Genomic DNA, 16,660 nt, shown 5'->3' on the forward strand with positions numbered 1-16,660 from the left:
CGCCTATGACCACATGGAAGGCCAACGGTTCCGGCATGCCGTGAAGTTCATCCGCTGGCGGCCCGACCGCGATCCGCACAGCTGTACCTTCGACCAGCTCGACGTGCCGGTGAACTATGACCTCTACGACGTCCTGGAGTCCTGAAATGCCTACGCCTGCAGAAGAACTCGATGTCGCCGGGGTCAAGGTGCGGCTGACGAACCCCGACAAGGTCTACTTCCCGAAGCTGGGCCGCAACGGGACGAAACGCAAGCTGGTCGAGTACTACATGGCCGTCGCGAACGGCCCCATGCTGACAGCGCTGCGCGACCGTCCCACCCATCTGCAGCGGTTCCCCGACGGCATCGACGGCGAGGAGATCTACCAGAAGCGGGTGCCGCAGAAGCGTCCCGACTATCTAGAGACCTGCCTGGTGACGTTCCCATCGGGCCGAACTGCCGACGCGCTCAAGGTGACTCACCCCTCGGCCATCGTGTGGGCCGCGCAGATGGGCACCATCACGCTGCATCCGTGGCAGGTGCGCTGCCCGGACACCGAGCACCCCGATGAGCTCCGCATCGACCTCGACCCGCAGCCGGGCACGGGTTTCAGCGAGGCCAGCGCGATCGCGGTCGACGTGCTCAAGCCGTTGCTCGACGAGCTGGGGCTCGTCGGTTTCCCGAAGACCTCCGGTGGTCGCGGTGTGCATGTGTTTCTGCGCATCAAACCCGATTGGGACTTCATCGCGGTGCGACGGGCCGGCATCGCGTTGGCCCGCGAAGTCGAGCGACGGGCACCCGATGCGGTCACCACGTCGTGGTGGAAGGAGGAGCGGGGCGAGCGGATGTTCATCGACTACAACCAGAACGCGCGCGACCGGACATTCGCCTCGGCGTACTCGGCGCGCAAGACCCCGATCGCCACGGTGTCGATGCCGCTGACCTGGGACGAGCTGCGCGATGCCGAACCCGACGACTACACCATCGCCACCGTGCCGGACCTGGTGAAGAAACGCGGTGACGCCATGGCTGAGCTCGACGCGGTCGCCCAGTCGATTGACCAGCTGCTGGACATGGCCAAGGCCGACGAGGACCGCGGGCTCGGTGATTTGCCGTACCCGCCGAACTACCCGAAGATGCCCGGCGAGCCACCCCGGGTGCAACCCAGCAAGAAGGTCGCCTCGAACTGGGATGATGAGGGAAACCCGCGCCGATGACCCGTCGCGTGATCGTGGCGATAGGTGTCTTGGCGGTGGTCGTGGCCGGTGTCGGCACGACCATCGGCGTGCTGACAGCCGAGCCGCGCACACCCGTTGCGGCACAGCCTTCTTCACCGCCCCCGCAACGACCGCAGGTGCCGACACCGGCCGAGTTCCGGATCGGCGTCATAGTGACCGAGCAGACATGCAAAGGCCCGGCCGGATGCGTCTACAAATACCGCATCGAACCGAAGTACGTCGGCTTTCATCCGCTGCCGGACAACGAGATCAAGGTGATCTACCAGGTCACCGGCGGCCAACAGCCGCAGACCGGCGACTTCACCATCCGTGGCGGCCAGGCCCGCGTGCTGGCGGACGTGCCGCTCGAAGGGCCGCACGGTGCGCGGCTGCAGGCGTCGGTGACGCAGGCGGTGGGATAGGCCCCGCTGAGCGTGCGTCCGCGGGGACGGTTATAGTGGTCTGCGGACGCCGGAAGATGGGTATTTGCAACCTCTTTGGCCGACGGGGCGCGCCAAACGGTATCCGGCGCCTTGCACCGTAGGAAAGATGCCGAGGAGATTAGTGTGATCGATCTGAAAGCAGTTGCCGCGGGTGTTTTTCTATCCGCTGGGATGGCGTTGGGCGCCGTCGGTGTGAGCGCAGGGGTAGCCCACGCGACGCCTGCGACCCCGGTCACCGCCGGTCCCCAGTACATCGCCGAGAACGGGCCCGGCCACGGCCATGGCCACGGCCACGACGACTGGTGGTGGGACGACCCCGGACCCCGCCACTGGGATCCCGTCGACGCCTGCGTCGGCGTGCAGGGCCCGTTCGGTTACGTCCAGGGCAGCGCCTGCATCTAGCGGGCCGTCGGGACCACGCCACGCGCCTGGGGTAGCGGCAGATCGTTGTAGGTCGCTATCCCGGGCGCCGCGGCGACGACGGCGGGAATCGCGTGGATCGGCGGCATCGCCGTCATGATGTGACCGATGACAAAGAGATCTTCGATCGACTTCATGTTCTCGATCATGTCCGGCGGCGGCAGGAAACCCACTTGCATGGTGACGGTCGGCCGGCCCTCGATCGTGATCTTCCAGCCGTCGCCGTCGAGCTTCCAATCGGGCTCCAGCGTCTGACCCTTACGCCACCGCACGTTGAGGTCGACGATTGTCTTGCCGCCGACGCGTCCCTGCCAACTGGCGAACACGCCCGCCACGTGGCCGGCCGGGATCGTCCACGAGGCCATCGTGAGATCCTCGGTGGTCTGCGCGTACTCGGTTTCGCACACCACCTCGTCGAGCTCGACGCCCAGCGAGTCGGCGACCAGCCGCACGGCCTCTTCGAACACCGCGGTGCCGTGGGCGGCCATCGGCCCCAGGTTCGGATCGTCGATCGGGACGCCGAAGCCGGCCGGCCGTTCGGTGTCGGGTGAGTCATACAGCGTGGTGTCGGCGGATTCGGCGATGATCACCTTGTCGACGCGGTCGCAGGCCGACGCCGCCACGATGGCCAGCACATCGGCGAAGCCGGGGCTGACGCCCGACCCGAAGATCGTCGAGTTGCCAGCCTTGCATGCCTGCTCGATGCGGTCGCGGCCGTCGCCGAGGTTGTGCCCGGTGATGAACGAGGCCGACGTCACGACGTTCACCCCCGCCGACAGGATCCGGACCAGCTCGTCGACGTCAATCCACATCGGGTTGTAGACCACGCAGTCGGGTTTCAGTGCCAGCAGCGCGTCGACGTCGCTGGTGGCCTTGACGCCGAGCGGGTCGATTCCGACGAGCTCGCCCACATCGACTCCGTCCTTGTTCTTCGACCAGGCGTAGCAGCCGATGAGTTCGTATGTGGGGTTGTTCATGATCGCTTCGACCGAGCTTTTTCCGACGTTTCCCGTCGTCCATTGGACGACCCGATAAGGCGTGGTGTTTGGCACTCGCTCAGCATAGGGAAGCGGGCCCGGTTTCAGCGGTGGCTTTCGGCCACGAAATTGACGGTTGCGGTCAGGCGGTCAGTGTGGCCTTGGCGGTGCGCTGCTGGCCGCCTCGGTCGATCCAGGTCAGCTCGATGACGTCGCCTGGGTAGTGCCGGTCCAGAAGCCGGGTGAGGGCGGTCGCGGAGTCCAGCGGTGTGCCGTCGATGGCGGTGAGCACGTCCCCGTTGACGAGGCCGGCCTGCGCGGCAGGGCCGCCCCGCAGCGCTTCCCGGATGACGACGCCGGGCACTTCGGCGTCCTGGTCACCCGCGGCCACGCCGACGCCGAGCAGGGTGGGCGGGCCGACGTGCACGGTGTCAGACGGTGTGCGCGACCGGATCTGGTCGGCGATGCCGAGCGCCTGGTTGAGGGGGATCGCGAAGCCCTTCCCACCCGGGGCGAACCGGTAGTTCACCGTGGCGGCGGTGATCACGCCGATCACTTGGCCGGCGCCATTGACCAGCGGCCCGCCGGAATCCCCGGCGCGGACCGGCGCGGCGACCTCGATCAGGCCTGTGAGTTGGTCGGAGCTGCCCGTCAGCGCGTCCTTGGCATCGATCGTGCGGTCGAGCCGGGTGATGGCGCCGGGTTCATGCGTGGGTGGACCGCCGGGGTTCGCGTTACCGATGGCCACCGCGGGTTCACCGATGGTGATCGACCCGGAGTTGCCCAGTGGCGCGACCGGCAGCCCCGAGGCGCCGCGCAGCTGGATCAGCGCGATGTCGTGGGTGCGGTCGTAGCCGATCAGGTCCGCACCGAACGACTGACCGGTGCCGACGTTGTGCCCGGTGATGACGTCGGCGCCCTGAACCACGTGGAAGTTGGTCAACACCTCGCCGTTCGGGTTCAGCAGAAAGCCGGTGCCCGCACCGATGGCGTGCTGGTAGTCGATCGTCGTGTCGATCTGGACGACGGCAGGTTCGACGGCGCTGATCGCCGCGTCCAGCGGCGCCGCAGAGGCGATCGCCGGGCGGATCGGCGCTACCAGTGCCATCACGGCGACGAGCGCAATCAGCAGGCGAAACGGGTGCATGCGGGCCATATGTGAGCTTTCGGACGTGGGAGAGTTCTCATTACATCGTGGCAATGAGTTCTTACCCTGTCGACGCGAGGCTAATCGTCGACGGCGACGCCGCCGCGTGACCGCCGGCGCTTTCGCAGACCGATCTTGCCTGATGAGCGACGGTTGCGCAGGCCCCCCTCGGTCGCGTCGTCCTCGGGCTTTTCGGCGGTCTCCGTGACATCGGTCTCATCGGTGGTTTCCGACGTTTCGGCGGTCTCGCTCGCCTCGGTCGCGGCGCTCGACTCGGCGGTGACTTCGTCTTCCCCGGTTTCGTCGGCCTCGGTTTGATCAGCCTCGGGCTCGGGGGTCTCGTCTGCCTTCTCGGCGGTCTCGCGGCGCCTGCGGCGCTGCTTCTTCTCCGCTTTCGGCTTGAGCGGTTTGGGTGGTGGCGGTGGTAGTTCGGCGACGAACGCCAGATAGAACGCGGCGATGCCGAGCAGGGCGATCGCGGCGGCGGCGCCGTAGATGCCGAACAGCCAGCGGCCGGCGCTGTCGAGACTGACCCAGATCTCGCTGATCGCGGCGCCGACGATGAGAACTCCGGCCAGCACGTGCAGCACGATCGACGAGGCCCGCAGGCTCAGCGCAAGCTGCGGCGTGCCGAGCTCGGGCTTGCGCGTGCGCAGCAGCGTGAACACCACCGGCAGCGCCGCCGTGCCAATCAGCGCGCCAGCCACGATGCGCAGCACGGTGCCCAGCGTGTGAGACGTCGAGCCCATCAGCTCGGGCCAGCGCGGAATGACGAAGAAGAAGTACAAGACGCCGGCCGCGATCGAGAACAGCGCGTGCCAGGCCACCGCAACTTTGCGGCTCATACTCCTCCTCCAGATTCTGGGCCGAGAGGCGACCAGCCGGTGAGGCCCCCGTGGTCGCCCCTCGGACCGAGTGCGGAGGATGCGGGATTTGAACCCGCGAGGGCTATTAACCCAACCCGCGTTCCAGGCGAGCGCCATAGGCCACTAGGCGAATCCTCCGCGGGCCATGGTAGCCGACCTGCCCATGCACCGGTCCAAGCCGTTGGCGACCACGTATTACACTCGCCGTGGACCCCGCGCGGCGTCTATCCTGTGAACTCCCCCAGGGCCGGAAGGCAGCAAGGGTCAATGGGCTCTGTCGGGTGCGCGGGGTCCCCTTCTGTCAAGCATTGAGGACCCAGATCGAGGACCCACTGTGTCGTTTCAGTCGCTCAGTAGCGCGGAATTGCAGGCGCAGCACGAGTCGCAGAAGTCCGACTACGCCGACCTGCAGGCCAAGCAGCTCAAGCTCGATCTGACCCGCGGCAAGCCGTCCCCGGCACAGCTGGACCTGTCGAACCGGCTGCTGAGCCTGCCGGGGGACGACTTTCGGGACGGCGAGGGCACCGACACCCGCAATTACGGCGGCGTGCACGGCCTGCCCGAACTGCGCGCCATCTTCGGCGAGTTACTCGGAATTCCGGTGCAGAACCTGATCGCGGGCAATAACGCCAGCCTCGAGCTGATGCACGACGTGGTGGTCTTCTCGCTGCTGCACGGCGGCGTCGATTCGCCGAAGCCGTGGAGCGCCGAACCGGTCGTCAAGTTCCTGTGTCCGGTGCCCGGCTATGACCGGCATTTCGCGATCACCGAGAGCCTCGGCATCGAGATGATCAACATCCCGATGCTCGAGGACGGGCCCGATGTCGATCTGATCGAAGAGCTCGTCGCCGCCGATCCCGCCATCAAAGGGATGTGGTGCGTGCCGGTGTTCTCCAACCCGACCGGGGTGACCTTCTCCTGGGAGAAGGTGCGACGGCTGGTCCAGATGCGTACCGCCGCATCCGATTTCCGGTTGTTCTGGGACAACGCGTATGCGGTGCACACCCTCACCCACGACGCCGTGCAGCAGATCGACGTGCTGGGGCTGGCCGCCGCGGCGGGCAATCAGAACAGGCCGTACGTGTTCGCCTCCACGTCGAAGATCACCTTTGCCGGTGCGGGCGTCAGTTTCTTCGGTGGTTCGCTGGCCAACATCGCGTGGTACCTGCAGCACGCCGGCAAGAAATCGATCGGGCCCGACAAGGTCAACCAGCTCCGTCATCTGCGCTTCTTCAAGGACGCCGACGGCGTGCGACTGCAGATGCAGCGCCACCAGCAATTGCTCGCCCCGAAGTTCGCGCTGGTGCAGGAGATTCTCGAAGACCGCCTGGGCGAGTCGAAGATCGCATCGTGGACAGACCCGAAGGGCGGCTACTTCGTCAACCTCGATGTGTGGCCGGGCACCGCGAAGCGCACGGTGTCGCTGGCGAAGGACGCCGGCATCGCCGTCACCGAGGCCGGGGCGTCGTTCCCGTATCGGAAAGACCCTGACGACAAGAACATCCGCATCGCGCCGACGTTCCCGTCGCTACCCGACCTGCGCGAGGCCATCCACGGCCTGGCCACTTGCGCGCTGCTCGCCGCTTCCGAGGCTCTGCTCAAGACCTAGCCCCGCCGCTGCGCTCGTTTGTGAACCTGACGACGCAAAACCGCAAAAATCGTCGTCAGATTCACAAATGAGCCGAGGAGTAGCGGCCTGCCCGACCGTCGGACCGGCTCGGTAGCCTGCTGGGCGTGGCGCTCTACCGCAAGTACCGACCGTCGACCTTCGCAGACGTCGTCGGACAGGAGCATGTCACCGAGCCGCTGTCGACGGCGTTGACGGCCGGTCGCATCAACCACGCCTACCTGTTCTCCGGCCCGCGGGGTTGCGGTAAGACGTCGTCGGCGCGGATCCTGGCCCGCTCGCTGAACTGTGAGCAGGGCCCGACCGCGACGCCATGCGGTGTCTGCGATTCGTGTGTCGCGTTGGCGCCCAATGGGCCGGGCAGCGTCGACGTGGTCGAGCTTGACGCGGCCAGCCACGGCGGCGTCGACGACACTCGAGAGCTCCGCGATCGCGCGTTCTACGCGCCCGCGCAGTCGCGCTACCGCATCTTCATCGTCGACGAAGCGCACATGGTGACCACCGCCGGTTTCAACGCGCTGCTGAAGATCGTCGAGGAGCCGCCTGAGCACCTGATCTTCGTCTTCGCGACCACCGAGCCCGAGAAGGTGCTGCCCACCATTCGGTCGCGCACTCATCACTATCCGTTCCGGCTGCTGGCTCCGCGGACGATGCACAGCCTGCTCGAGCGAATCTGCGAGCAGGAGGGGGTGCAGGTCGACGAGACGGTGTACCCGTTGGTGATTCGTGCGGGTGGCGGCTCGCCCCGCGACACCCTCTCGGTGCTCGACCAGCTGTTGGCCGGCGCCGACGACAACCATGTCGCCTATCCCAGGGCGCTTGCGCTGCTGGGTGCCACCGACGTCGCGTTGATCGACGACGCCGTCGACGCGTTGTCCGCGGGCGACGCCGCGGCATTGTTCGGCGCCGTCGAAGCGGTCATCGACGCCGGCCACGACCCGCGCCGGTTCGCCACCGATCTGCTGGAACGCTTCCGGGACCTGATCGTGCTGCAGGCCGTGCCCGACGCGGTCGCCCGCGGAGTCGTCGACGCACCCGGTGACGTGCTGGAGCGGATGCGCGATCAGGCGGCCCGCATCGGCGCGGGCACGTTGACGCGCTACGCCGAAGTCGTGCACGCGGGCCTCGGCGAAATGCGCGGCGCCACCGCTCCGCGGTTGCTCCTCGAAGTGGTGTGCGCCCGGCTGCTGCTGCCGTCGGCAAGCGACACGGAATCGGCTCTGCTGCAACGGATCGAGCGCATCGAGACGCGGCTGGACATGTCGATTCCCAGCGACGGCACCGCACCCGCGACGTCCGCGCAGTCCAAGCAGTTCACCCGCAAGAGCAAGGCCGCCGCGCCACCGGAGCCGGTAGAGCCGCCGAAGCCGGCCCCCGAGCCTGAACCGACACCGCCGTCTCCGCCGCCGGTACGTCCGCCTTCGGACCCGGTGGTGGTGGCACCGCCGGCACCAGCCGTCACCGGTGAGCCGGACGCTGCCGCCATCCGCAGGCAGTGGTCCACCGTGCTGGACAAGGTGCGCGAACGCAGCCGCTCGTTGGCGGTGATGCTGGCCGGTGCCGTCGTGCGCACCGTCGACGGCGGCACGCTGATGCTCACCCACGAGTCGGCGCCGCTGGCGAAGCGGCTGAACGAGCAGCGCAACGCCGACGTCGTCGAGGAGGCCCTGAAGGATGCGCTGGGCGTGGGCTTGAAGGTGCGCTTCGAGGTCGGCTTACCCGCCGAAAGTCCTTCGGCGACATCGACGCACGCTGGGGCCACCCAGGTTCAGCGCGACGAGGAGGACAGCATGCTGGCCGAAGCCGGCAGCGACACCTCCGAAACCGTGCGACGCGATCCGGAGGAAGCCGCGCTCGAGCTTCTGCAGAATGAGCTCGGCGCCCGGCGTATCGACGGCGGCTGACCGCCTACGGCGTCCACCACGGCCGCAACGGCAGCCCGCCGTCGTTACCGCGCTCGTCGAGCTTCACCGCCAGAACCTGGTGCAGCTGAATGACGTTCGTCTCGAAGCCCAGCCGTGACCCCGCCATGTAGAGGCCCCACACCTTGGCGGTGGGCAGACCCACCTCGGCTACGGCTTCGTTCCAATGCTCGACCAGATTGCGGCACCAGTCACGCAACGTCAACGCGTAGTGGTTGCGCAGGTTCTCCTCGTGCACCACCTCGAAGCCGACGTCCTGCGCCTCGGTGATGATCCGGCCGGAGCCGGTCAGTTCGCCGTCGGGAAAGACGTAACGGTCTATAAAGCCGCCAGCCGTTGCGCCGCTGCGGTTGTCGTGACGGGTGATGCAGTGGTTGAGCAACAGCCCACCGGTGCGCAACTTCGACTGCAGGAAGCCGAAATATGACGGGTAGTTGTGCACGCCAATGTGTTCGGTCAGCCCGATAGACGACACGGCATCGAAACCAGCTTCGGTGACGTCGCGGTAGTCGCCGTGGCGGACCTCGGCGAGGTCGGTGAGGCCCTCATCGGCGATCGCCTTCTGCGCCCACGTCGCCTGCTCCCCCGACAGCGTGACCCCGATTGCCTTGACCCCGCGGCGCGCGGCGTAGCGGACCATGCCGCCCCAGCCGCAGCCCACGTCGAGCAGTCGGTCGCCGGGCGACAGCCGCAGCTTCTCGAACACCAGCCGGTACTTGTTCTCCTGCGCGTCTTCCAGCGTGGCGTCCGGGTGCGGATAGCACGCGCAGGTGTAGGTCATCGACGGGCCGAGCACCCACTCGTAGAACGCGTTCGACACGTCATAGTGATGGTGGATCGCCTCGGCGTCGCGAGACTTGCTGTGCCGCAAGCCCTCTGCGATACGACGCCACCGCGGCAACGCTTCCTGCGGCGGCGGCGCGATCGGCTTCAGGTGCTCGATGCCGATGGAGCGCACGATCTGGGCCAGCACCCGTGCAGGTGGCCGCTTGAAGTCCATCTTGTCGGCGAGTGCACGCAGCAGCTCGTAGGGATCGCCGGGGTGCACACCGTGCGGCTCGACATCGCCGGAGACGTAGGCACGGGCCAGCCCCAGCTCGCCAGGCGCCGTTGCGAGATACGTTGTGCCGCGCGGCGTCAACAAATCCAGACCGAGCGTGGCGTCCTCAGGGCCGGCGCTGCTTCCGTCGTACGCGCTGAACTTGAGCGGGAATTCGCCGCCCGCCGCGAAAATCTCTAGTATCTCGGCCAGGGTCAGCTTTTTGGCCGAAGACGCGGGCGTCGTGTGCTCTTTGTAGGTCGTCATCGCAGTCCTCCGCTCTTCGGGCAAGCCCTCATCGCAGTCCTTCGCTCTTCGGGCAAGCCCTCATCGCAGTCCTTCGCTCTTCGGGCAAGCCCTCATCGCCGTTGCACCGCCTTTGCATACAGATCCAGCAGCCGTGAATCGGGGTCGTATGTCTTCTTCACAGTTTTATACGCTTCCCCGCCGTATAGATCGTCGAACTCGTCTGGAGAATAAAAAGCGTCGGAATACAGCGATTTGTGGCCGTCCAGCTCGCTGACCTTGCGTTCGATGAGCTTGTTGGTGTGCCCGGGTTCCGGGCCGACGGGTACCGACGACCAGAAGCCGACATTGACGTAGGTATGGTGCGGCCGGATCGGGTACAGGGGCCAACCGGCCTCGTCGCGCAACCGAAGCGGGCACAGCCATATCGGCTCGATCGGCACATTGGTCAAGAACCAGTCGAGGAACTCGACGCACCGCTCGATCGGCACCTCGACGTCCTGCACCACCCGCTCCAAAGGCGGCCTGCCATTGCGCTTCTCGATCCGGTCGGCGACGTTGAAGCGCTGGTCGTAGGCGATCAACTTCCAGTAGAAGCTGCTGCGCCGTAAGCGCCGCGGCCACAGACGACGGATCTTGGGGTTCTGTGCGCCGAATGCACGCGAGCACCAGAACCAGTCGGTGTCCCAGCGCCAGAGGTAATCGTGAATGGTGAGCCGGTCGTGCTTTTCCCCGCCCTCGTGCTGGATCGAGCGGTAGTAGATATGTTGGCCGGTGTAGTCGCTGACGGGCCCCGGCGTGGAGGTCTTGATGCCGACGCACAGGTAGCTCTCCTCGGCGCTGAACACCACGCCGTCGAGGTAGTCGATCGGGGTGCCGTCGATACCCCCGGTCTCGATGATGCGGTCCATCGCCGCCACCAGCTCCTGCAGCGAATGAAATCGCAGGTGCCGCAGCGCCACAAACGGCTTGACCGGTTCCAGCTCGATCTTCAGCCGCACCGAATAGCCCAGCGTCCCATACGAATTCGGGAACGCATGGAAAAGATCCGAGCATAGATCGCGTCTTGCGGTGACGACGTCACCGGTGCCGGTGAGGATGTCCATCTCGAGCACCGACTCGTGCGGCAGGCCGTTGCGGAACGACGCCGATTCGATGCCGAGCCCGGTGACCGCGCCGCCGAGTGTGATGGTCTTCAGCTGCGGGACGACCAGCGGCGACATTCCGTAGGGCAGTGTGGCTGCGACGAGGTCCTCATAGGTGCACATGCCCGCTACGTCGGCGGTGCGCGCCTCGGGATCGACCTCGATGACGCCGGTGAGGCCCGAGACGTCCAGGCCCTTGGCGTCGTTTTTCGCGCGGGCGCGAAACAGGTTCGAGGTCGGTTTGGCCAGGCGGACAGTGGCCGTCGGGGGGATGGCACGGTAGCTGGCGAGGAGCCGCTGTACGCCGGCGGCGTGGGCAGCACGTGCGTCGGTTGCCGGAACAGACACGCATATACGCTAGTCCGCGGTTGCGGCCGATGCGACCGCATCACGACGAGGGGAGTCACCTGATGGGACAGGTCAGCGCGGCGAGCAGCGTCTTGATCGACGCAGCGCCGGAGAAAGTGTTGGCTGCTGTGGCGGATTACACAACGGTGCGGCCGAAGATCCTCTCCGATCACTACCGCGACTACCGCGTGATCGAGGGCGGTCAGGGTGCGGGCACCGTGGCGAGCTGGAAATTGCAGGCCACCAAGTCGCGGGTGCGCGACGTCAAGGCGCAGGTCGACGTCGCGGGCCACACCGTCATCGAGAAGGACGCCAACAGCTCGATGGTCACCAACTGGACCGTCGCACCCGCAGGGGCGGGATCGTCGGTCACCGTCAAGACCTCCTGGCAGGGTGCGGGTGGCATCGGCGGCTTCTTCGAGAAGACGTTCGCGCCGCTGGGGCTTCGCAAGATCCAGTCCGAGGTGCTGGAGAACCTGAAGAAGGCTGTCGAGGGCAGCTAGCGCGGCTGAGCGCCCAAAAAGCCCGCAATCCCGCGTACCACGGCGTCGGCGTATTTCTGCCTGCCCTCGGGGCTGGTGATCAGGCCAGTGTCGGCCGGGTTTTTCATGTTGCCGAGCTCGACGAGAACCGACGGGTACTGGGCCAAATTCAGGCCAGCGATATCGGAGCGCGGATTCAGGCCGTCGGTTCCGACGTAGGTCGAGGGCACCAGCCCCGAGGCCCGTAGCTGGTCACGCATGGTCTGGGCGAACTGCACCGAGGGTCCGGCCTGTACCTGGTTCAGCGGCGGCGACGAGTACAGCACATGGAATCCCCGCCCGGTGGGCGGGCCGCCGTCGGCGTGGATGCTGACGATGGCGTTGGGGTGCAGCGCATTGGCCATCGCCGCGCGCTCGTCGACGCAGGGTCCCAGGCCGGTGTCGTTGCCGCGCGACATCGCGGTCCGCACGCCGAGTGCCGTCAGCTGCTGCCGGATCCGCAGCGTGGTGTCCCAGGTGAAGGTGTGTTCGGGGTAGCCGTCGTTGGTCGACGTGCCGCTTTCCTGGCAGTTCTTGGTGCCCCCGCGCCCGGTTGGCACCTGGCGGCTGATCGAGCTGTCGTTGGAGCCGTTGTGGCCGGGGTCGAGGAACACGATCATGCCCGCGATGTTGGCGGGTGCGGCGGATGCGGGGCTGGCTAGCGTCGACGCCGCAACGACGAGGCAGGCAGCCGCGGTCGCGCCGACACGCAGGATCGCTGACACGTGCACCGCGTCAAGGTAGCGGCTGGGAGTCTAGGCTTGAAAGGCCAAACCGCCGCGCACAAGCGAGCGCAACCAAGTCGAGACCAGGTAGTAATCAACACGCAAGGGGATCAGCCATGCAACCCGGAGGTCAGCCCGACATGTCGGCGCTGCTCGCACAGGCGCAACAGGTACAGCAGAAGCTGATGGAGGCCCAAGAGCAGCTCGCCAACACCGAGGTGCACGGGCAGGCTGGCGGCGGCCTGGTCCAGGTCACCATGAAGGGCAGCGGCGAAGTGGTCGCGGTGTCGATCGATCCGAAGGTCGTCGACCCCGACGACGTCGAAACGCTGCAGGACCTGATCGTCGGCGCGCACGCCGATGCGGCGCGCCAGGTCACGCTGCTCGCCCAGGAACGGCTGGGGCCGCTGGCCGGCGGCGCGGGCGAGCTGGGCATTCCGGGGCTGTAGTTGTTTGAAGGACCAGTCCAGGACCTGATCGACGAGCTCGGCAAGCTGCCCGGCATCGGGCCGAAGAGCGCGCAGCGCATCGCCTTTCACCTGCTGTCGGTCGAGCCGCCCGACATCGACCGGCTGACGGCCGTGCTGAACAAGGTGCGTGACGGCGTCAAGTTCTGCGCGGTCTGCGGCAACGTCTCCGACGAGGACCGCTGCCGCATCTGCTCCGACCCGCGCCGCGACGCGTCGCTGGTGTGTGTCGTCGAGGAGCCCAAGGATGTGCAGGCCGTCGAGCGGACGCGCGAATTCCGCGGCCGCTACCACGTTTTGGGTGGCGCGCTGGATCCGCTGTCAGGGGTCGGGCCAGAGCAACTGCGAATTCGCGAGCTGCTGAACAGGATTGGCGAGCGGGTCGACGGCGTGGATATCGCCGAGGTCATCATCGCGACCGATCCGAACACCGAAGGGGAAGCGACCGCCACGTATCTGGTGCGGATGCTGCGTGACATTCCGGGGCTGACGGTGACGCGTATCGCGTCGGGCCTGCCGATGGGCGGCGACCTGGAGTTCGCCGACGAGCTGACGTTGGGCCGCGCGCTGTCGGGCCGCCGCGCCCTGACCTAGTCGGCATTGACCTAGGCCGCGAGACTCCCGCCGCGTTCGATCAGCGCGGCTTCCACCCTGGCCAGCCAATCGTGGGGGTGGTCCTCGGAGATGACCCGAATGACGATCCATCCCAGCGCTTCCAGCATCCGAAGCCGTGCGATGTCCTTGACGTACTGCTTGCGGTCTTTGCGGTGGTGATCCCCGTCGTACTCGACCGCGACCATGTAATCGCGCCAGCCCATGTCGAGCCAAGCGACCGGCTGCGTGGTGCCCGCCAGCACCGGTATCTGCGTCTCCGGACGTGGAAACCCTGCGTCGTGCAACCACAACCGGGTCGAGCTTTCGCGAGGAGATTCCGCGCCTCCGTCGACCAGCGGGAGCAGTTCCCGGAGTTGGCGTACGCCCCGGGCGCGCGGATACCGCTTCGTCAGCGCGAGCACCGCGTCGGTCGAAAATCTCTGGTTCCACATGAGCGCGTCCAAACGCGCGAGCGCCTCCGGTCTGTCCAGGTGACGACCGAGGTCGAAGGCTGTGCGAACCCGGGTCGTCACGGGAAGCCCTGCGATACGGGTGATCTCGTCCTCAGCGACACGTTCGGTCCGCGGAATTAATCCCTCCTGGGGCACGCATTTGGCGCCGACAAGTTCGATCGGGACACTCGGATCCACCCACGGGGCCCCATGAAGGGACGATGCCGCAACTCCCGCGATGACCCCTTTGCGCCCCGACGCGAGCCACGCCCCCGTCGCGCGGTCTCGCAGAGACGCCTCCCGGTCCTTCTCGATGTACACACCGCGGTAGAGGTTCCTGTACCAGCGCCTTAGTTCGTGACGCGTCACCACGCCCGCCGCGACGGCCTCGCCGCCCAATATGACCGCACCCATGAGGTCATCCTGCAACCGGGCACCGACACATCGTTCAAACCCGACTTTTGTAGAGAAACTGCGAGTAGTTGTCGACAAAAGTCGGATTTCGCGGCGGCCGGCGCTGCCTGACCGCCGTCAAACTCGGCGCGGGGCGGCGAGTCGTTCCCGGCGCAGCAGGTCCACCTCAGGCAGCTGCAGGGGTGGCAGCTCGCCGACGATGCGCGACAGCAGGTAATCGGCGAGCTGAGGATTGCGGGCCAGGCACGGCCCGTGCAGATAGGTTGCGACGACGCTGCCCTGCACCGCACCGTCGACCCCGTCGCCGTCGCGGTTGCCCGCACCAGAGACCACCCGCGCCAGCGGCTGCGCATCTGCACCCAAAACCGTTCCGCCACGGTGATTTTCGAAACCGGTCAGCTTTTCGGTGAGGCCGGCCAGCAGCGGCTGGCTCACGACTTCACCGATGGTCCGCTTCGGCTGGGGTGACGTCGTCAGGTCCAGTAGCCCCACGCCATCGACCCGCTCACCCGCCGACGTCTCATACCAATGACCCAGCACCTGAATCGCCGCGCAGATCGCCAGCACCGGTGCACCTTTCGCCGCCGCCTCCTGCAAGCCGGGATAGCGGATGAGGTGGCGAGTAGCGAGCCGCTGCGCATAATCCTCGGCACCGCCAAGCGCGTAGAGATCCAGCGTCGACGGCACCGGGTCGTCGAGCGTGATGTTGACGATTTCGGCGTCGATTCCCCGCAACCGCAACCGCTGCCGCAGCACCACGGAGTTGCCGCCGTCACCATAGGTGCCCATCACGTCGGGCAGCACCAGCCCGATCCGCACCGCCGACTCACGCAATGGACAGCGCTCGATTCAACGCCAGGAACGCCGTGTAGTTCGCGACCACCTCGACGTGTCCTGGCGGACACGACTTGATCGCCTCAACGGCGTTGTGCACCAACGTATGTTCGACGCCCGCGTACCCCAACCGCACCGCGAGGTCGGTTCCGCGTTCACCGGCGGCCACCACACGATGGTTGACGAAGTGCTCGAAGTTGACGTCCCACAGCCACGACAGGTCCTCGCCGTCGGGCACCTGTCCGTTGACCGAGATCACCACCGAACCCGCGTCGGTGTCGACCATAGACAGCGCCTCCTGCCAGCCGGCCGGGTTCTTGGCCAACAACATCCGCACGGTGTGCGCACCCAGGCGCACGGTGCTGTAGCGGCCGGCGACCTCGTCCACAGTCGACGCCGCCGCCACCGCAGCAACCGGGTCCGCGCCCATCGCCACCGCGGCGGCGACCGCCTGGGTGGCGTTGCCGCGGTTGACCGTTCCCGGCAGCGCCAGCCGCATCGGCAGCGAGAATCCGTCGGGTCCATAGATCTTGGTGTCGTCGTACCACCACTGCGGGGTAGGCCGTTTGAAGTCGGTACCCGTCGAATACCAATGCGTCCCGTCGCGAACGATGATCTCGCCGCTGCGCGGACAGCTCACCGAATCGTTGGCCCAGCTGCCGCCCGCGGCCACCCACACCACGTTCGGGCTGTCGTAGGCCGCAGACGTCATCAAGACGTCGTCGCAGTTGGCCACGACGACGGTATTCGGATGACGAGCGAGCCCAGCCCGCAGCGTCCGCTCGATGTGGTTGATCTCACCCACCCGGTCCAGCTGATCGCGCGACAGGTTCAACAGCACGATCACCGCGGGGTCGACCGCATCGGCCACATGCGGCACATGCATCTCGTCGACCTCGAGCGCGGCCAGCTCGGCGTCGCGCGCCGCCGCCAGGGCGGCCACCAGGCCCGCATCCATGTTGGCGCCCTCGGCGTTGGTCGCCACGGGTCCCAGCGTGCCCAGCGCCGCCGCGACCATGCCGGTGGTGGTGGACTTGCCGTTTGTGCCGGTCACGATCGCTGTGCGACGGCCCTGGCCGAGCTGGCTAAGGATGGATTTGTCCAACGTCATCGCCACGAGCCCGCCGATCATGGCGCCGGCGCCGCGGCCGGTCACCCGCGACGACCAGCGTGCCGCGGATCCGGCCGCCAGCGCGATACGTCCGCGGGGGGTGACCATTCCGTGCATTTTATGTGGCCGACACGCAGCCTTCTCGGTCAAGCCCTGTCGGATCGCC

General features: G+C 66.9%; 17 protein-coding genes, 1 tRNA gene, 1 other RNA gene and 1 pseudogene. 10 read left to right on the forward strand and 10 right to left on the reverse strand.

The genetic code is table 11. The annotated features are described in order from the left end of the window. From A5651_RS25135 to A5651_RS00015, 4 genes and pseudogenes are all read left to right on the forward strand, one after another. Positions 1-145 (forward strand): annotated as a pseudogene (locus tag A5651_RS25135) (ATP-dependent DNA ligase); the annotation flags it as partial. 1 nt (position 146) lies between these two features. Continuing rightward, positions 147-1,196: a non-homologous end-joining DNA ligase gene (ligD, locus tag A5651_RS00005; protein WP_066974331.1), complete on the forward strand. Its 1,050-nt coding sequence runs from the start codon at positions 147-149 to the stop codon at positions 1,194-1,196. Further along, positions 1,193-1,618 (forward strand): hypothetical protein, encoded by a 426-nt coding sequence (locus tag A5651_RS00010; protein ID WP_066974333.1) that lies wholly within the window; start codon positions 1,193-1,195, stop codon positions 1,616-1,618. The genes ligD and A5651_RS00010 overlap by 4 nt, the downstream gene beginning before the upstream one ends. Positions 1,619-1,762: 144 nt before the next feature. After that, complete coding sequence (locus A5651_RS00015) at positions 1,763-2,041, forward strand: hypothetical protein (protein WP_156662450.1); 279 nt, start codon at positions 1,763-1,765, stop codon at positions 2,039-2,041. Here A5651_RS00015 and A5651_RS00020 read toward each other — a convergent pair. The 4 genes from A5651_RS00020 to A5651_RS00035 form a co-directional block, all read right to left on the reverse strand. Beyond that, the gene (locus A5651_RS00020; RefSeq protein ID WP_066974336.1) at positions 2,038-3,111 is read right to left on the reverse strand and encodes a dihydrodipicolinate reductase; all 1,074 of its coding nucleotides are present in this window, start codon (positions 3,109-3,111) and stop codon (positions 2,038-2,040) included. The two genes, A5651_RS00015 and A5651_RS00020, sit on opposite strands and share 4 nt — an antisense overlap. A gap of 67 nt (positions 3,112-3,178) precedes the next feature. Next, a complete protein-coding gene (locus A5651_RS00025; RefSeq protein ID WP_066974338.1) occupies positions 3,179-4,192 on the reverse strand; it encodes a S1C family serine protease in 1,014 nt (337 codons plus the stop codon). 71 nt (positions 4,193-4,263) lie between these two features. Beyond that, the gene (locus tag A5651_RS00030) at positions 4,264-5,028 is read right to left on the reverse strand and encodes a hypothetical protein (RefSeq protein ID WP_066974340.1); all 765 of its coding nucleotides are present in this window, start codon (positions 5,026-5,028) and stop codon (positions 4,264-4,266) included. 73 nt (positions 5,029-5,101) lie between these two features. Beyond that, positions 5,102-5,187, reverse strand: a tRNA-Ser gene (locus A5651_RS00035). 67 nt (positions 5,188-5,254) lie between these two features. On the opposite strand from A5651_RS00035, the gene ffs reads away from it, so the two are divergent. From ffs to A5651_RS00050, 3 genes are all read left to right on the forward strand, one after another. Next, positions 5,255-5,349, forward strand: an RNA gene (ffs, locus tag A5651_RS00040) — signal recognition particle sRNA small type. A 34-nt stretch (positions 5,350-5,383) separates the two neighbouring features. Next, positions 5,384-6,658, forward strand: a complete 1,275-nt coding sequence (locus A5651_RS00045; RefSeq protein ID WP_066974341.1) for an aminotransferase class I/II-fold pyridoxal phosphate-dependent enzyme — start codon at positions 5,384-5,386, stop codon at positions 6,656-6,658. A gap of 125 nt (positions 6,659-6,783) precedes the next feature. Beyond that, complete coding sequence (locus A5651_RS00050) at positions 6,784-8,580, forward strand: DNA polymerase III subunits gamma/tau (RefSeq protein ID WP_066974343.1); 1,797 nt, start codon at positions 6,784-6,786, stop codon at positions 8,578-8,580. A gap of 4 nt (positions 8,581-8,584) precedes the next feature. Here the strand turns inward: A5651_RS00050 and A5651_RS00055 are convergent, their stop codons facing one another. After that, the gene (locus A5651_RS00055) at positions 8,585-9,904 is read right to left on the reverse strand and encodes a class I SAM-dependent methyltransferase (RefSeq protein ID WP_066974345.1); all 1,320 of its coding nucleotides are present in this window, start codon (positions 9,902-9,904) and stop codon (positions 8,585-8,587) included. Positions 9,905-9,996: 92 nt separating this feature from the next. Beyond that, the gene (locus tag A5651_RS00060) at positions 9,997-11,376 is read right to left on the reverse strand and encodes an FAD-binding oxidoreductase (RefSeq protein WP_066974347.1); all 1,380 of its coding nucleotides are present in this window, start codon (positions 11,374-11,376) and stop codon (positions 9,997-9,999) included. A gap of 62 nt (positions 11,377-11,438) precedes the next feature. Here A5651_RS00060 and A5651_RS00065 point away from each other — a divergent pair, with 62 nt between their 5' ends. Next, complete coding sequence (locus A5651_RS00065; RefSeq protein WP_066974349.1) at positions 11,439-11,879, forward strand: SRPBCC family protein; 441 nt, start codon at positions 11,439-11,441, stop codon at positions 11,877-11,879. Here the strand turns inward: A5651_RS00065 and A5651_RS00070 are convergent. Continuing rightward, a complete protein-coding gene (locus tag A5651_RS00070) occupies positions 11,876-12,622 on the reverse strand; it encodes an Rv3717 family N-acetylmuramoyl-L-alanine amidase (RefSeq protein ID WP_066974400.1) in 747 nt (248 codons plus the stop codon). The two genes, A5651_RS00065 and A5651_RS00070, sit on opposite strands and share 4 nt — an antisense overlap. A 116-nt stretch (positions 12,623-12,738) precedes the next feature. Between A5651_RS00070 and A5651_RS00075 the strand changes: the two genes are divergently transcribed. Together A5651_RS00075 and recR are read left to right on the forward strand one after the other, a co-directional pair. Beyond that, entirely contained in the window at positions 12,739-13,071 is a 333-nt protein-coding gene (locus A5651_RS00075; protein ID WP_066974351.1) for a YbaB/EbfC family nucleoid-associated protein, read from the forward strand. Continuing rightward, a complete protein-coding gene (gene recR / locus A5651_RS00080) occupies positions 13,072-13,683 on the forward strand; it encodes a recombination mediator RecR (protein ID WP_066974353.1) in 612 nt (203 codons plus the stop codon). Between the two features lie 11 nt (positions 13,684-13,694). On the opposite strand, the gene A5651_RS00085 is transcribed toward recR, so the two are convergent. The 3 genes from A5651_RS00085 to A5651_RS00095 all read right to left on the reverse strand — a co-directional run bounded on the left by A5651_RS00085 (position 13,695) and on the right by A5651_RS00095 (position 16,602). Then, positions 13,695-14,549 carry a hypothetical protein gene (locus tag A5651_RS00085; protein WP_066974355.1) on the reverse strand — a complete coding sequence of 285 codons (855 nt, stop codon included), beginning with the start codon at positions 14,547-14,549 and terminating at the stop codon, positions 13,695-13,697. A gap of 117 nt (positions 14,550-14,666) precedes the next feature. Beyond that, the gene (locus tag A5651_RS00090; protein ID WP_066974357.1) at positions 14,667-15,383 is read right to left on the reverse strand and encodes a type 1 glutamine amidotransferase; all 717 of its coding nucleotides are present in this window, start codon (positions 15,381-15,383) and stop codon (positions 14,667-14,669) included. Beyond that, complete coding sequence (locus tag A5651_RS00095) at positions 15,376-16,602, reverse strand: MurT ligase domain-containing protein (RefSeq protein ID WP_066974359.1); 1,227 nt, start codon at positions 16,600-16,602, stop codon at positions 15,376-15,378. The genes A5651_RS00090 and A5651_RS00095 overlap by 8 nt, the downstream gene beginning before the upstream one ends. Between the last annotated feature and the right edge of the window lie 58 nt (positions 16,603-16,660).

It is taken from the genome of Mycobacterium sp. 1274761.0 (genome assembly GCF_001668615.1).
Lineage (GTDB): Bacteria > Actinomycetota > Actinomycetes > Mycobacteriales > Mycobacteriaceae > Mycobacterium.

Bases quoted from the DNA above. Each gene is read 5' to 3' on its own strand.
- ligD (WP_066974331.1), top strand. From the start codon at position 147: ATGCCTACGCCTGCAGAAGAACTCGATGTCGCCGGGGTCAAGGTGCGG.
- A5651_RS00010 (WP_066974333.1), top strand. From the start codon at position 1,193: ATGACCCGTCGCGTGATCGTGGCGATAGGTGTCTTGGCGGTGGTCGTG.
- A5651_RS00025 (WP_066974338.1), bottom strand. From the start codon at position 4,192: ATGGCCCGCATGCACCCGTTTCGCCTGCTGATTGCGCTCGTCGCCGTG.
- A5651_RS00030 (WP_066974340.1), bottom strand. From the start codon at position 5,028: ATGAGCCGCAAAGTTGCGGTGGCCTGGCACGCGCTGTTCTCGATCGCG.
- A5651_RS00055 (WP_066974345.1), bottom strand. From the start codon at position 9,904: ATGACGACCTACAAAGAGCACACGACGCCCGCGTCTTCGGCCAAAAAG.
- A5651_RS00065 (WP_066974349.1), top strand. From the start codon at position 11,439: ATGGGACAGGTCAGCGCGGCGAGCAGCGTCTTGATCGACGCAGCGCCG.
- A5651_RS00075 (WP_066974351.1), top strand. From the start codon at position 12,739: ATGCAACCCGGAGGTCAGCCCGACATGTCGGCGCTGCTCGCACAGGCG.
- A5651_RS00085 (WP_066974355.1), bottom strand. From the start codon at position 14,549: ATGGGTGCGGTCATATTGGGCGGCGAGGCCGTCGCGGCGGGCGTGGTG.
- A5651_RS00095 (WP_066974359.1), bottom strand. From the start codon at position 16,602: ATGGTCACCCCCCGCGGACGTATCGCGCTGGCGGCCGGATCCGCGGCA.